Genomic DNA, 15,437 nt, shown 5'->3' with positions numbered 1-15,437 from the left:
AGATCGCTCCCGCAGGGAGCGAGTCAGCAATCAGCTCAGGCGTCAGGAGCCTGGTCTTTCGGTGCATCAACATCATCATCGTGGTCAGTCGCCACTTCACCGTCAGGGTTCAGTGCCGCTTCTTCAGCCTGCTGTTTCTTGCGCTGAAGCTTTTCCTCTTTCTTCTTTTCCTTTTCCAGGTCTCGTTGACGTTTGGCGAAGGAGTAATTGGGTTTGGCCATGGGCGATCCTCTGGGGTCGAAGGTGAGGTTGAGCGGCGCGTATTCTGCCCTGTATCGGTGCCCGGCGGTTAGCCGGGTTTTTGGTCGACCCACTTGGGCGTGACGGTCGGCTTCCAGTTATCCAGGGCGTCGAGCAGCGATTGTGCTGATTCGCTCACTTGCAGCATGTCACGGTGTGGGGCGCGAACGAAGCCTTCGCCGACGATATGGTCAAGAAAAGCCGTGAGTTTGCTGTAAAAACCGTTCACCTCAAGCAGCCCCAGCGGTTTGCCGTGGTAGCCGAGCTGGCCCCAGGTCCAGACTTCGAACAGCTCTTCCAGCGTGCCGAGACCGCCGGGCAACGCGATGAACGCATCGCTCAGCTCGGCCATGCGGGCCTTGCGCGCGTGCATGCCATCGACGACTTCGAGGCGCGTCAGGTTTTTGTGGCCGATCTCCTTGTCCATCAGGCTTTGCGGAATGATCCCGATCACTTCGCCGCCAGCGGCCAGTGCGGCGTCCGCCACCAGGCCCATCAGGCCCACGGCACCACCGCCGTAAACCAGCGTCAGTTGGCGCTCGGCGAGTGCCCGGCCAAGGGCTTGGGCGGCTTCGGTGTAAGCCGGATCAGTGCCGGCGTTGGCACCGCAAAATACACAAACGGATGTGAGAGACATGCCTTCCTCCTGGGTCAATCCGTCACAGGGTAATGGCTGGCACGCCTTGATCCAAGGGCTAAGCTTCGCGTTCTGGCGATTCGAAGGTACCGCTGGCGCCACAGGCGTAAGCGGCGAGCAAACTGCACAACAGGCCGTTAAAGAACATGATCGGTACTCCGTTTCAGTAGATGCGCCGATCATAGGCCCGGCCCGGGATTATCGCCGGTAGATTGTTTCGATGAGTGTCATAGCCTGAAAGTTGTATACAATTTTTGACTCAAGTCATAGGAACTTGCGAAGATTTCAGGCAGTCTTTCCACCATTAGTGTTTTTGTTAACCCTGCCTTGGAGATTCACCATGTTTTCCAAAGTTGTTGCGGTATCCCTGCTGGCGCTGGCCAGCAGCCAATTGATGGCTGCCGAGTGCAAAACCACCGTTGATTCCACCGACCAGATGTCCTTCAACACCAAGGAAATCGTGATCGACAAGAGCTGCAAGACCTTCACCGTTGAACTGACCCACTCCGGCAGCCTGCCGAAGAACGTCATGGGCCATAACCTGGTGGTCAGCAAAACCGCTGACATGCAGCCGATCGCTACCGACGGCCTGGCCGCTGGCATCGACAAGAACTACCTGAAAGACGGCGACGAGCGCGTTATCGCCCATACCAAGATCATCGGCGCCGGCGAGAAAGACACGCTGACCATCGACGTATCGAAGCTGGCCGCTGGCACTGACTACGGCTTCTTCTGCTCCTTCCCGGGCCACATCTCGATGATGAAAGGCACCATTGCTGTGAAGTAAGCAGGTTTACCGCGTTATCGTTCTTCGCGAGCAGGCTCGCTCCCACAGGTTCGCGCCGTCAATGTGGGAGCGAGCCTGCTCGCGAAGAGGCCATGAGCATCGACAGGTGAACTGGCCAAAGAAAAGCCCGCTGAGGATCGCTCCTCAGCGGGCTTTTTCATTCGGTCGCCGATCAAGGCGCGAACGGCATGACCCGCTTGTGATGGGTCTTGTTGTAGGTGCTGACGATGATGTCGAACGCTTCCTGACGCACCGGCTCGCCGTGCAGGAAGGCGTCGATCTCGGCGTAAGTCACGCCGTGGGAGGCTTCGTCCGGTTTGCCCGGCGACAGGTCTTCCAGATCCGCAGTCGGCACTTTTTCCACCAGCGATTCCGGTGCGCCAAAGCTGCGGGCAATCGCCCGGACCTGGTTTTTCACCAGACCGCTGAGCGGGGCCAGGTCGCAGGCGCCGTCACCGAACTTGGTGAAGAAGCCCATCACCGCTTCCGCCGCGTGGTCGGTGCCGATCACCAGACCGTGCGCGGCGCCGGCGATGGTGTACTGGGCGACCATGCGCATCCGCGCCTTGGTGTTGCCGAGCACGAAATCCACCGACACCGCATGTTTGCCTTCGAACGCCGCCACTTCCTTGGCCAGGGATTTGACCGCCGGGCCGATGTTCACCGTGTGGCGTTCGTCCGGGGCGATGAAATCCACCGACGCCTGGGCGTCGTGCTCGTCGAACTGGGTTTCGTACGGCAGGCGCACGGCAATGAACTTGTAGGCGTCGTCGCCGGTGCGCTCGCGCAGTTCACGCATGGCGCGCTGGGCCAGGAGGCCGGCGGTCAGCGAGTCGACACCTCCGCTGATGCCCAGCACCAGGGTCTTGAGGCCGGAATTGACCAGGCAATCCTGGATAAAGGTGATGCGCCGGGCGACTTCCGCTTCGAGGGCCTGATGCCCGGCGAATGGCGGTTGCACCTTGAGCTGTTCAGCAATCTCACGCTGTACGGCTTGCATGAATTCACTCCTTGCTAGATAGACTGGAATCGGCAGGAACCTGGAACACATGTCGCAAATAGGCGACGAAATTCGGGTCTTTGCAGTGGGTCTTGCCGGGCTCGTCGGAGATCTTCGCCACCGGCTGGCCGTTGCAGGCGGTCATTTTAAGCACGATGCTCATCGGTTCGACACCCGGAATGTCACAGGTCAGGTTGGTGCCGATGCCGAAGCTGACGTTGATCCGCCCGTGCAGCGCGCGGAAGATCTCCAGCGACTTGGGCAAGGTCAGACTGTCGGAGAACACCAGGGTCTTGCTCATCGGGTCGATGCCGAGCTTGTGATAGTGGGCGATGCATTTTTCGCCCCACTGCACCGGATCCCCTGAATCGTGGCGCAGACCATCGAAGAGCTTGGCGAAGAACAGGTCGAAGTCGCCGAGAAACGCGTCGGTGGTGATGCAATCGGTGAGAGCAATCCCCAGCAGGCCACGGTATTCGCGCACCCAGCAGTCGAGCGCGGCGATCTGGCTGTCGATCAAGCGTGGGCCGAGTTGCTGGTGGGCCATGATCCATTCATGGGCCATGGTACCCAGCGGTTTCATGTCCAGCTCGCGGGACAAGTGCACGTTGCTGGTGCCGACAAAGCGCCCGGGGAAATCGTGCTTCAGCACATTGACCACTTCTTCCTGCACGCGGTACGAAAAGCGCCGGCGGGTGCCGAAGTCGGCGACCTGCAATTGCGCCAGTTCGTCAGCCGAGGCGTTGGTGCTGAGCCAGTCGAACTTGCGATACAGCTGTTCCCGCGCCTGCACCAGTTCGATTTCCCGGTAGCGATAGCGGTTGCGCACTTCGCTGACGATCGCCAGCAGCGGCACTTCGTAGAGGATCACATGCAGCCACGGGCCACGCAGACGGATGAACAGTTCGCCGTTCTCGATGCCGGTGTGCAGGTAGCGCAGGTTGAAGCGGAACAGGCCGAGAAAGCGCAGGAAATCCGGTTTGAGGAAGGTGATGCGCTCGAGAAAACTCAACTGGTCGGCACTCAGGCTCAGCTCGGCCAGGCGCTCGATCTGGTAGCGAATCTCGGCCAGATACGGCCGCAGATCCTCGCTGTTACGGCAACGAAACTCCCATTCGACTTCGACGTTGGGGTAGTTGTGCAGCACCGCCTGCATCATCGTCAGTTTGTAGAAGTCGGTGTCGAGCAGGTTCTGCACGATGCGATCGGCAAACACACTCTCGCTCATAAACGGGGTCTCCAGGTGCACCGCGCGGTTGCGCGGGATCAATCAATGACGCTAGTGGCGCATATCAGCGGTGGGGATTGCCAGCAATTTTTTAGATCACCGCAGAACCCTTGTGGGAGCGAGCCTGCTCGCGAAGGCGTCATTTCAGTCGACATTGACATTGAATGTGCCGGCCTCTTCGCGAGCAGGCTCGCTCCCACAGTTTTCAATCGGGTCAGGCATTCGGGCTGTCGATCTGCTCCAGCATCCACTTCACAAAATCCCGCACCTTCGGCACTTCCGCCGCATGCTCCGGGTAGGCCAGGTAATAGGCGTCGGAACTGGGCATTGCATGCTGCCAGGGAATGACCAGTTTGCCGTCGGCCAATTCCTCTTCCACCAGAAACCGTGGCAGCAGCGCCACACCGCAGCCGACCTGGGCGGCGCGGATGCACATATAAAAGGTTTCGAAACGCGGGCCGTGGTAGCTGTGTTCGGTGTGGTAACCCTGACTGTCGAACCAGTCATGCCAGGCCTGTGGGCGCGAGGCATTTTGCAGCAGCACCAGATCGGTCAGTTGCGTCGGGTCGGTGAAGGGCTGACCCGGCAGGCTGCCGGGCGCACAGACCGGCACCAGCTCTTCGCCGAACAGCTTCAGGCATTCGGTGCCGGGGCGTGAGCCCTGACCGAAATAGAACGCCAGATCGCTGCGCCCCTGTAGCAAATCGTCGGCCTCCTGCTCGTTGCACAAGTCCAGATGAATCGACGGATGACGTAGCCGCCAGCCTTTCAGACGCGGTACCAGCCAGCGCGCGCCGAAGGTCGAGGGTGTAGATACGCGCAGGACTTCGGTCTCGCCGCCGTAGGAACGCAGGTAATGCGTGGACATTTCCACCTGAGTGAGGATTTTTCGGACTTCCACCAGGTACAAATCCCCGGCCGGGGTCATCTGCAAACGCCGACGCACCCGACGGAACAACAAGTGCTGCAACAATTCCTCAAGCTGCGCCACTTGCTTGCTGACAGCGCTCTGGGTCAGGTTCAGCTCTTCGGCGGCCCGGGTAAAGCTCAGGTGCCGGGTCACGGCCTCGAAGCACTGCAACGCGGTGATCGATGGCAGGTGGCGTTTATTCAGCATGGGTGATCCCTTTTTCTTGTCTTTCTCTGCGCAGCATGAATAAACGGAATGATATCTCGCGTAAAGGTCGTTTGTTGCCTTGCCCTCGGGAAGCTACAACTAAAGGCCTGCCCGGTCGTGAACGTTCGGCCGCACACATTCAGTTTTTCGCTTGAGGAGTGACCCATGGTTGCCGCATTGCTTGATCGTCTTGGTGTGAACCCGGCCCTGTATCAGAACGGCAAAGTGCCGGTGCATTCGCCCATCGACGGCAGCCGCATCGCCGCCGTGAACTGGGAAGGCCCGGCCGAAGTCGAGCAGCACATCAGTCGCGCAGATCATGCTTTCGAGCTGTGGCGCAAGGTGCCGGCCCCGCGTCGCGGCGAACTGGTGCGTCAGTTCGGCGAAGTGCTGCGTGAGTACAAGGCTGACCTCGGCGAACTGGTGTCGTGGGAGGCGGGCAAGATCACTCAGGAAGGCCTCGGTGAAGTGCAGGAGATGATCGACATCTGCGACTTCGCCGTCGGCCTGTCGCGTCAACTGTACGGTTTGACCATCGCCTCCGAGCGTCCGGGCCACCACATGCGTGAAACCTGGCATCCGCTGGGCGTGGTCGGCGTGATCAGCGCGTTCAACTTCCCCGTCGCGGTGTGGGCGTGGAACACCACGTTGGCGCTGGTCTGCGGTAACCCGGTGGTGTGGAAGCCGTCGGAGAAAACCCCGCTGACCGCACTGGCCTGTCAGGCGCTGTTTGATCGCGTGGTGAAAAATTTCACTGATGCGCCGGCGAATCTGTGCCAGGTGATCATCGGTGGCCGTGACGCCGGCGAAGCGCTGGTGGATGACCCGCGTGTCGCGCTGATCAGCGCCACTGGCAGCACCCGCATGGGCCGCGAAGTGGCGCCGAAAGTCGCCGCACGTTTCGCCCGCAGCATTCTCGAACTGGGCGGCAACAATGCGATGATCCTCGGCCCAAGCGCCGATCTGGACATGGCCGTGCGCGCCATTCTGTTCAGTGCGGTCGGCACCGCCGGGCAGCGTTGCACCACCCTGCGGCGGCTGATTGCTCATGAATCGGTGAAGGAAGAAATCGTCACTCGCCTCAAAGCCGCGTACGCCAAAGTGCGCATCGGTCATCCGCTGGAAGGCAATCTGGTCGGCCCGCTGATCGACAAACACAGCTTCGAAAACATGCAGGACGCGCTGGAGCAGGCGCTGAGCGAGGGCGGCCGGGTGTTCGGCGGCAAGCGTCAGCTCGAAGAGCAGTTCCCCAACGCCTACTACGTGTCGCCGGCCATTGTCGAAATGCCAGAGCAGAGCGACGTGGTCTGCAGCGAAACCTTTGCGCCGATCCTCTACGTGGTCGGCTACAGCGACTTCCAGGAAGCACTGCGCTTGAACAATGCGGTGCCGCAAGGCCTGTCGTCGTGCATCTTCACCACCGACGTGCGCGAGGCCGAGCAATTCATGTCGGCGGTCGGCAGCGACTGTGGCATCGCCAACGTCAACATCGGCCCGAGCGGCGCGGAAATCGGCGGCGCGTTTGGTGGCGAGAAAGAAACCGGTGGCGGTCGTGAGTCGGGCTCCGACGCCTGGCGCGCCTACATGCGCCGCCAGACCAACACCGTGAACTACTCGCTGGAGTTGCCGCTGGCGCAGGGCATTACCTTCGACTGAGTTTGGAATGAAGCAGATCCCCTGTGGGAGCGGGGTTTTGTGGTGAGGGGATTTATCCCCGATGGGCTGCGCAGCGGCCCCCAAAACATGCAATCGCGGAGTTTCTGATACACCGCATGCACTGGTTTTACGGTTGCTATGCAACCGATCGGGGATAAATCCCCTCGCCACAGGGCTTTATCACACAGGATCAACAGTGTGTTTGGCAGGTTTCTGTTGGAGTCTGGCAATGCCGTTACGCGAAGAATGTCTGTGGGAAACACTCACGCCGCAACGCCCGGATAACACCGCGCTCAAGAGTGAGGTCAAAGTCGATGTCTGCGTGATCGGCGCCGGGTTTACCGGGTTGTCGGCGGCGCTGCATCTGTTGGAAAAAGGCAAAAGCGTCTGCGTGCTCGAAGCGCATCGTGCCGGGCACGGCGGCTCCGGACGCAACGTCGGGCTGGTCAACGCCGGGATGTGGATCCCGCCGGACGAGATCGAAGCCGGTTTCGGCGAAGCGGTCGGCAGTCAGCTCAACCGCATGCTCGGGGCGGCGCCGGCGCTGGTGTTCAGCCTTGTGGATAAATACAACATCGATTGCCAGTTGCGGCGCGAAGGCACCCTGCACATGGCGCACAACGCCAAGGGCGAGGCGGATCTGCGCAGTCGCGAGCAACAATGGAAGCGCCGCGGGGCGCCGGTCGAGCTGCTCACCGGCAAGGCCTGCGAGCAAGCCACCGGTACGCAGAAGATTGCCGCCGCACTTCTCGATCGCCGCGCCGGTACGCTCAACCCGATGGCCTATGTCACCGGCCTGGCCAACGCGGTGAAGGGCCTGGGCGGGCAGATGTTCGATCACTCACCAGTGACCCGTCTCGAACGCGTGGGCCAGCTATGGTCGGTGCAGACCGAGCTAGGTTCGGTACTCGCCGAGCAAGTGGTGATCGCCTCGAACGCCTACACCGAGGGCGACTGGACCGAACTCAAGCGCAACTTCTTCCCCGGTTACTACTATCAGGTCGCTTCGGTGCCGCTGACCGAAGACGCCGCCCATGACATCCTCCCCGGCGGGCAGGGCTCGTGGGACACGCGCCAAGTGCTGAGCAGCATCCGTCGTGACAAGGACGGCCGGTTGTTGCTCGGCAGTCTGGGCAACGGCAATCAGAAACCCACCTGGTTCCTCAAGGCCTGGGCCGACCGGGTGCAGCAACACTACTTCCCCAACCTGAAACCGGTGGAATGGGAATGCACCTGGACCGGGCGCATCGCCTTCACCCCCGATCACCTGATGCGCCTGTTCGAACCGGCGCCGGGACTGGTGGCCGTCACCGGTTACAACGGTCGTGGCGTGACCACCGGCACTGTGGTCGGCAAAGCCTTCGCCGACTACCTGTGTGACGGAAATCCTCAAGCCCTGCCGATCCCCTTCGCACCGATGCAGCCCCTGGCCGGCGTCGGCCTGCGCAGTTGCCTGTACGAGGCCGGCTTCTCGCTGTATCACGCGGGCCAGTGCCTGCGCATCGTCATTTGAGTGTTGAAATATGTTGCCGGAAGCGGCGCTTTTCGGCGTAGCGACTAGCCTCTAATGGTTCAGGTTGTAGCAGTCCCGCACCAGCAGTGTGCAGTTCGGTGACGCGAGCTGTTACAGGCTGGTTGCACGTCGTTTGGTGCCGCGGTTGCAATGATGGCGCAAGCGGGTTGCGCCTCAGATTTAAAAAGGTTTCACCTTCCGCGGTTTAGACGGTTGCACGCCCAATGAAAATGGGAACGAAACAGTCGAAATAACAAGAAAGCAGCGACTTTTTGAAGAATAAAAAACCGATGGCACGGCGCTTGCTCAGAGCATTCAGTGAAGTGAAGTCGCAGTGCCAACTAAAAAAAACCTTGGAGCACCACCTCATGTCCCAGACGTTTTACAAGAAAGGCTTTCTGGCCCTCGCAGTAGCTACTGCGTTGGGTGTTTCTGCGTTTGCTCAAGCCGATGTGAAAATCGGTGTAGCGGGTCCAATGACTGGCGCCAACGCGGCATTTGGCGAGCAGTACATGAAGGGTGCACAGGCAGCGGCGGACGCGGTCAATGCGGCGGGCGGCGTCAACGGCGAGAAAATCGTACTGGTCAAGGGCGATGACGCCTGCGAACCGAAACAGGCAGTGACAGTTGCCAAGGATCTGGTCAACCAGAAGGTAGCCGGCGTGGTCGGTCACTTCTGCTCCTCTTCCACCATCCCCGCCTCGGAAATCTACGACGAAGCCGGCGTTATCGCGATCACTCCGGGTTCCACCAACCCGCAAGTGACCGAGCGCGGCCTGAGCGCCATGTTCCGTATGTGCGGGCGTGACGACCAGCAAGGCATCGTCGCGGGCGACTACATCGTCGACGTGCTCAAGGGCAAGAAAGTCGCCGTGCTGCACGACAAGGACACCTACGGTCAGGGCCTGGCCGATGCGACCAAGGCTCAACTGGAAAAACGTGGCGTGAAGCCGGTGCTGTATGAAGGCCTGACCCGTGGCGAGAAAGACTTCAGCGCCGTGGTCACCAAGATTCGTGCAGCCGGTGCCGACGTTGTCTACTTCGGCGGCCTGCACCCGGAAGCCGGCCCGCTGGTCAAGCAACTGCGTACCGAAGGCCTGAAAGACGTCAAGTTCATGTCTGATGACGGCATCGTCACCGACGAACTGGTGACCACCGCCGGTGGCCCGCAATACGTTGACGGCGTGCTGATGACCTTCGGCGCCGACCCTCGCCTGCTGCCAGACAGCAAGACGGTAGTGGACGCGTTCCGCAAGGCCGGCACCGAGCCTGAAGGCTACACCCTGTACGCCTACGCGTCGGTTCAGACCCTGGCGGCTGCCTTCAACGGCGCCAAGTCCAACAGTGGCGAAAAAGCCGCCGAGTGGCTCAAGGCCAACCCGGTGAAAACCGTCATGGGCGAGAAAGCCTGGGACAAGAAGGGCGACCTGAAAGTCTCTGACTACGTGGTTTACCAGTGGGACAAGGACGGCAAATACCATCAGCTGGAAAAACAGAAGTAAGGGCTGACGTGATCAGTTGATTCCTTCGGTTCCATTGTAGGAGTGAGCCTGCTCGCGATGACGGAGTTACAGGCGACACATGTGTTGAATGTTGATCCGCTATCGCGAGCAGGCTCACTCCTACAAGGGCGGTGGGGATGGGCTGATCGCGCTCTGACATTGCTCCGACGTAAATCTGTATTTTTCCTAGAAGAGCCGCCCGCTCCGGTGGGCAGGTTCTCATTGCGTGAGATTGCGTTATGGATGGTATTTTCCTGCAGCAACTGGTCAACGGCCTGACCCTCGGGTCGGTCTATGGCCTGATCGCCATCGGCTACACAATGGTCTACGGCATCATCGGCATGATCAACTTCGCCCACGGCGAGGTTTACATGATTTCCGCGTACCTCGCGGCAATCAGTCTGGCTCTGCTGGCTTACTTCGGTATCGAATCCTTCCCGCTGTTGATGCTTGGCACGCTGGTTTTCACTATCGTCGTTACCGGCGTTTATGGCTGGGTAATCGAACGCGTCGCTTACAAACCTCTGCGCAACTCCACTCGACTGGCACCGCTGATCAGTGCTATCGGTATCTCGCTGATCCTGCAGAACTACGCCCAGATCAGCCAGGGCGCCCGTCAACAGGGTGTTCCGACGCTGCTCACCGGTGCCTGGCGCATCGACGTCGGCAGCGGTTTCGTCCAACTGACCTACACCAAGATCTTCATTCTGGTCGCCGCATTTGTCGGCATGGGCCTGCTGACCTACGTGATCAAGTACACCAAGCTCGGCCGCATGTGCCGCGCCACCCAGCAAGACCGCAAGATGGCTTCGATCCTCGGGATCAACACCGACCGGGTGATTTCCTACGTGTTCATCATCGGTGCAGCAATGGCGGCGCTGGCCGGCGTGCTGATCACCATGAACTACGGCACGTTCGACTTCTACGCAGGCTTCGTCATCGGCATCAAGGCGTTCACCGCCGCCGTGCTTGGCGGGATCGGCTCACTGCCCGGCGCGATGCTCGGCGGGATCATTCTCGGGATCTCCGAGTCGCTGTTCTCGGGCCTGGTCAACTCCGACTACAAAGACGTGTTCAGCTTCTCGCTGCTCGTACTTGTTCTGGTCTTCCGGCCTCAGGGCCTGTTGGGCCGTCCTCTTGTGTCGAAGGTGTAAGCGATGTCTTCAACCACTCAAAAAAATATCGATATCAAAAAAAGCCTGGTTGAGGCGATTCTGGCCGGCCTGATTGCCCTGATCGTGTTCGGCCCGATTGTCGGCGTCGTGCTCGAAGGCTACAGCTTCAACCTCGAACCAACCCGCGTGGCGTGGCTTATCGGCATCGTGATGATCGGCCGCTTTGCCTTGAGTCTGTTTCTGCAGACGCCCAAGGGCCTGAAGATTCTCGACGGATTCGAGAGCACCGGCTCCGGTGTGCATGTGCTGCCTGCCGATCACAAATCACGTCTGCGCTGGATCATTCCACTGCTGATCGTGCTCGCGGTCATCGTGCCGTTTGTCTCCAACTCGTACCTGCTGGGCGTGGTCATCCTCGGGCTGATCTACGTGCTGCTGGGCCTGGGGCTGAACATTGTGGTCGGTCTGGCCGGCCTGCTCGACCTCGGTTACGTGGCGTTCTACGCCATCGGCGCCTACGGTCTGGCGCTCGGTTATCAATACCTCGGGCTGGGCTTCTGGACCGTGCTGCCACTGGCGGCAATCACTGCCGGTTTGGCCGGCTGCATCCTCGGTTTTCCGGTGCTGCGTCTGCACGGCGACTATCTGGCGATCGTAACCCTGGGCTTCGGTGAAATCATCCGCCTGATCCTCAACAACTGGCTGTCGCTGACCGGCGGGCCGAACGGCATGCCGGCGCCATTGCCGACGTTCTTCGGCCTGGAATTCGGCAAGCGGGCCAAGGATGGCGGGGTACCGTTCCATGAGTTCTTCGGCATCGCCTACAACCCGGACGTGAAGTATTACTTCATCTACACGGTGTTGTTCCTGGTGGTACTGGCCGTGCTGTACATCAAGCATCGGCTGGTGAAAATGCCGGTGGGTCGCGCCTGGGAAGCGTTGCGCGAAGATGAAATCGCCTGCCGCTCGATGGGCCTCAACCACGTACTGGTCAAGCTCTCGGCGTTCACCATCGGTGCGTCGACCGCCGGCCTGGCCGGGGTGTTTTTTGCGACCTATCAAGGCTTCGTCAACCCGACCTCGTTCACCTTCTTCGAATCGGCGCTGATCCTCGCCATCGTCGTGCTCGGCGGCATGGGCTCGACCATCGGCGTGGTGATTGCAGCGTTCGTGCTGACGGTTGCTCCGGAACTGCTGCGCGGCTTCGCTGAATATCGCGTGCTGCTGTTCGGCATCCTGATGGTGCTGATGATGATCTGGCGACCACGCGGGCTGATTCGCATCAGCCGTACCGGGGTCACTCCACGTAAAGGTGCCATTCACTATGAGAGGACTGCGCCATGAGTGAAGTCGTACTCTCTGTGGAAAAACTGATGATGCACTTCGGTGGCATCAAGGCCCTGAGCGATGTCAGCCTCAAGGTCAAACGCAACTCGATCTTCGCCCTGATCGGGCCGAACGGCGCCGGCAAGACCACGGTGTTCAACTGCCTGACCGGGTTCTACAAGGCCTCCGGCGGCAAGATCGAACTCAACGTGCGCGGCAAGCAGACCAACGTCATCCAGCTGCTGGGCGAGTCTTTCAAACCGACCGACTTCGTCTCGCCGAAAAGCTTCCTCAGTCGCCTGTACTACAAGATGTTCGGCGGCACCCATTTGGTGAACCGCGCCGGCCTGGCCCGGACATTCCAGAACATTCGCCTGTTCAAGGAAATGTCGGTGCTGGAGAACCTGTTGGTGGCGCAGCACATGTGGGTCAACCGCAACATGCTCGCGGGCATCCTCAACACCAAGGGCTACCGCAAGGCCGAAAGTGATGCGCTGGACTGCGCGTTCTACTGGCTCGAAGTGGTCGATCTGGTGGACTGCGCCAACCGTCTGGCCGGTGAACTGTCCTACGGCCAGCAACGCCGTCTGGAAATCGCCCGGGCCATGTGCACGCGGCCGCAGATCATCTGCCTCGACGAACCGGCCGCCGGCCTCAACCCTCAGGAAACCGAAGCGCTGAGCGCGATGATCCGGCTGCTGCGCGACGAGCACGATCTGACCGTGGTGCTGATCGAACACGACATGGGCATGGTCATGAGCATTTCCGACCACATCGTGGTGCTGGATCACGGCGTGGTCATCGCCGAAGGCGGTCCCGAGGCGATCCGCAACGATCCGAAAGTGATTGCCGCCTACCTGGGCGCCGACGAAGAGGAGCTGGTATGAGCAAACCGATCCTCGAACTCAAAGACCTGGACGTGTTCTACGGCCCGATCCAGGCCCTCAAGGGCGTGTCGCTGCAGATCAACGAAGGCGAGACCGTCAGCCTGATCGGCTCCAACGGCGCGGGTAAATCGACGCTGCTGATGTCGATCTTCGGCCAGCCGCGCGCGGCGGGTGGGCAGATCCTCTATCAAGGCGTCGACATCACCCACAAGTCCTCGCACTACATCGCCTCCAACGGCATCGCGCAGTCGCCGGAAGGGCGGCGGGTGTTCCCCGACATGACCGTCGAGGAGAACCTGCTGATGGGTACCATCCCGATCGGCGACAAATATGCCAAGGAGGATATGCAGCGCATGTTCGAGCTGTTCCCGCGGCTCGAAGAGCGCCGTACCCAGCGGGCGATGACCATGTCCGGTGGTGAGCAGCAGATGCTCGCCATTGCCCGCGCCTTGATGAGTCGGCCGAAGCTGTTGTTGCTCGATGAGCCGAGCCTGGGCCTGGCGCCGATCGTGGTGAAACAGATCTTCGCCACCCTGCGTGAACTGGCGAAAACCGGCATGACGATTTTCCTCGTCGAGCAGAACGCCAACCATGCGTTGAAGCTGTCGGATCGGGCGTACGTGATGGTCAACGGCGAGATTCGTCTGACCGGTACCGGCAAGGAGTTGTTGGTGAATGAGGAGGTGCGTAACGCTTATCTGGGCGGGCACTGATTCTTCCTGAGTTGTCCACAAGCCCCGCGACGTAAGTCCCGGGGCTTTTTACATCCCAAGTCCCGCACAAATCCCTTGTGGGAGCGGGCTTGCTCGCGAAGAGGGTGTGTCAGATAACGCCGTGTTTTATGACACATCCTCTTCGCGAGCAAGCCCGCTCCCACAGTTGATCTGCGCCAGATTTCAGAATTGTGGAAAACAAATTCCCATAGCTGCCAAAGCGCGACATATAGACGCTGCAAATGGCTGTTTTTCCACAGTTTTGACTTGTCCCCGTTTACTGTGGAGCTGGCTGTGAATAACGTGGGAGTAGCTGGCTGAAGCCCTTGTGTTCCGTGGCTTGCAGGCTGGTGATCGCTTTTTGATCAGGCGTTTTTGCTGGAGCTGAAGACGCTGTTGTCAACCTTTTTCTAGGCTGTTCTGTAGAAACAATTACGTGTGAGCAAGCCTGTGGGTAAGTCTGTGACTAAACTCTGGAAAGACTCCGCTGAGGGCCGTAATTACTGGCCTCGCGCAATCACTGCACTGACCGTCCGGTCGTGCAAAATGCCATCTCCGGCACAACAGCGGCTCCAGGGTCAAGCAAAAAACTTTCTGTTTCCTGCGCAAAGCCTTGTATGGCGCGGCTTTGCGCGTTTCCACTTGCCCCCGGAAACTGTGGAAGGGACTGTGGATAACGTGCGTGCACATGGCTACAGGCCAAGCCACATACGGTGTAGCGACGATTGATCAAATTTTGATCGGAAGATGTCCCGGTGCGGGTGTTGCTCGTAAATGCCGGGCCGGGCATGCTGGCTGCTGATTTTCTATTCCAATGGCTGCGCTGGCGGCCGACGCAAGGAGAACACGATGTCCAACACCCTGTTTATTACCGGCGCAACCTCCGGTTTTGGTGAAGCCTGTGCCCGTCGTTTCGCCGAGGCTGGCTGGAAACTGGTGTTGACCGGCCGTCGTGCAGAACGTCTCGATGCGCTGTGCGCCGAGTTGTCGAAGCAGACTGAAGTGCATGGTCTGGTGCTCGACGTGCGTGACCGCAAGGCGATGGAAGAGGCAATTGCCAATCTGCCGCCGTCGTTCGCCAAGCTGCGTGGCCTGATCAACAACGCCGGGCTGGCACTGGGCGTTGACCCCGCACCGAAATGCGACCTCGACGACTGGGACACCATGGTCGACACCAACGTCAAGGGCCTGATGTACAGCACTCGTCTGCTGCTGCCGCGTTTGATCGCTCACGGCCGTGGCGCCGGTATCGTCAACCTCGGCTCCATCGCCGGCAACTACCCGTACCCGGGCAGCCACGTGTATGGCGCGACCAAGGCGTTCGTTAAGCAATTCTCGCTGAACCTGCGCTGCGACCTGCAGGGCACCGGCGTGCGCGTCAGCAACATCGAGCCAGGTCTGTGTGAAAGCGAGTTCTCGCTGGTGCGTTTTGCCGGTGACCAGGAACGCTACAACGCGACCTACGCCGGTGCCGAGCCGATCCAGCCGCAGGACATCGCCGAGACCATCTTCTGGGTGCTCAACGCCCCGGCGCATATCAACATCAACAGCCTGGAGCTGATGCCGGTGAGCCAGACCTGGGCGGGGTTTGCGATCGAGCGTAACAAAGCCTGATACCGCGTCACCGTTGTTCGCGAGCAGGCTCGCTCCCACATTGGAATGCATTTCAAAGTGGGAGCGAGCCTGCTCGCGAATAGGTCAAATCGGCCAAAACAG

The 15,437-nt window shown here is 60.1% G+C and carries 14 protein-coding genes; 9 read left to right on the top strand and 5 right to left on the bottom strand.

Going from position 1 to position 15,437, the window contains the following annotated elements:
• Positions 1-35: 35 nt before the first annotated feature.
• Positions 36-221, bottom strand: coding sequence for a hypothetical protein (locus tag HDC30_RS14225; protein ID WP_103368243.1), 186 nt, complete (start codon positions 219-221; stop codon positions 36-38).
• A 68-nt stretch (positions 222-289) separates the two neighbouring features.
• The gene (locus HDC30_RS14220; RefSeq protein WP_150369536.1) at positions 290-877 is read right to left on the bottom strand and encodes a TIGR00730 family Rossman fold protein; all 588 of its coding nucleotides are present in this window, start codon (positions 875-877) and stop codon (positions 290-292) included.
• Positions 878-1,217: 340 nt separating this feature from the next.
• Between HDC30_RS14220 and azu the strand changes: the two genes are divergently transcribed.
• Positions 1,218-1,664 carry an azurin gene (gene azu / locus HDC30_RS14215; RefSeq protein ID WP_025111837.1) on the top strand — a complete coding sequence of 149 codons (447 nt, stop codon included), beginning with the start codon at positions 1,218-1,220 and terminating at the stop codon, positions 1,662-1,664.
• A gap of 172 nt (positions 1,665-1,836) precedes the next feature.
• On the opposite strand, the gene nadE is transcribed toward azu, so the two are convergent.
• From nadE to HDC30_RS14200, 3 genes are all read right to left on the bottom strand, one after another.
• Entirely contained in the window at positions 1,837-2,664 is an 828-nt protein-coding gene (gene nadE, locus HDC30_RS14210; protein ID WP_098966951.1) for an ammonia-dependent NAD(+) synthetase, read from the bottom strand.
• 4 nt (positions 2,665-2,668) lie between these two features.
• Entirely contained in the window at positions 2,669-3,892 is a 1,224-nt protein-coding gene (gene pncB, locus HDC30_RS14205) for a nicotinate phosphoribosyltransferase (RefSeq protein ID WP_183783688.1), read from the bottom strand.
• Positions 3,893-4,106: 214 nt separating this feature from the next.
• Positions 4,107-5,009, bottom strand: a complete 903-nt coding sequence (locus HDC30_RS14200; RefSeq protein ID WP_183783686.1) for a LysR family transcriptional regulator — start codon at positions 5,007-5,009, stop codon at positions 4,107-4,109.
• Between the two features lie 165 nt (positions 5,010-5,174).
• Here HDC30_RS14200 and HDC30_RS14195 point away from each other — a divergent pair, with 165 nt between their 5' ends.
• The 8 genes from HDC30_RS14195 (at position 5,175) to HDC30_RS14160 (ending at position 15,335) form a co-directional block, all read left to right on the top strand.
• Entirely contained in the window at positions 5,175-6,665 is a 1,491-nt protein-coding gene (locus HDC30_RS14195) for an aldehyde dehydrogenase family protein (protein WP_027613529.1), read from the top strand.
• A 229-nt stretch (positions 6,666-6,894) separates the two neighbouring features.
• On the top strand, positions 6,895-8,178 hold the full coding sequence (locus tag HDC30_RS14190; protein ID WP_183783684.1) for an FAD-binding oxidoreductase: 1,284 nt from the start codon (positions 6,895-6,897) through the stop codon (positions 8,176-8,178).
• Between the two features lie 368 nt (positions 8,179-8,546).
• A complete protein-coding gene (locus tag HDC30_RS14185) occupies positions 8,547-9,680 on the top strand; it encodes an ABC transporter substrate-binding protein (protein ID WP_027613531.1) in 1,134 nt (377 codons plus the stop codon).
• A gap of 239 nt (positions 9,681-9,919) precedes the next feature.
• A complete protein-coding gene (locus HDC30_RS14180; RefSeq protein ID WP_027613532.1) occupies positions 9,920-10,834 on the top strand; it encodes an ABC transporter permease subunit in 915 nt (304 codons plus the stop codon).
• Between the two features lie 3 nt (positions 10,835-10,837).
• A complete protein-coding gene (gene livM / locus HDC30_RS14175) occupies positions 10,838-12,139 on the top strand; it encodes a high-affinity branched-chain amino acid ABC transporter permease LivM (RefSeq protein WP_096794779.1) in 1,302 nt (433 codons plus the stop codon).
• On the top strand, positions 12,136-13,008 hold the full coding sequence (locus HDC30_RS14170; protein ID WP_027613534.1) for an ABC transporter ATP-binding protein: 873 nt from the start codon (positions 12,136-12,138) through the stop codon (positions 13,006-13,008). Before livM ends, HDC30_RS14170 begins: the two co-directional genes overlap by 4 nt.
• Positions 13,005-13,721 carry an ABC transporter ATP-binding protein gene (locus HDC30_RS14165; RefSeq protein ID WP_047600666.1) on the top strand — a complete coding sequence of 239 codons (717 nt, stop codon included), beginning with the start codon at positions 13,005-13,007 and terminating at the stop codon, positions 13,719-13,721. Before HDC30_RS14170 ends, HDC30_RS14165 begins: the two co-directional genes overlap by 4 nt.
• 849 nt (positions 13,722-14,570) lie before the next feature.
• Complete coding sequence (locus HDC30_RS14160; RefSeq protein ID WP_027613536.1) at positions 14,571-15,335, top strand: SDR family oxidoreductase; 765 nt, start codon at positions 14,571-14,573, stop codon at positions 15,333-15,335.
• Positions 15,336-15,437 lie beyond the last annotated feature (102 nt).

The organism is Pseudomonas sp. JAI115, from assembly GCF_014200835.1.
GTDB lineage: Bacteria > Pseudomonadota > Gammaproteobacteria > Pseudomonadales > Pseudomonadaceae > Aquipseudomonas > Aquipseudomonas putida_A.
The sequence above is the reverse complement of the archived record's forward strand: the minus strand, read 5'-3'. Positions and strand labels throughout refer to the sequence as shown.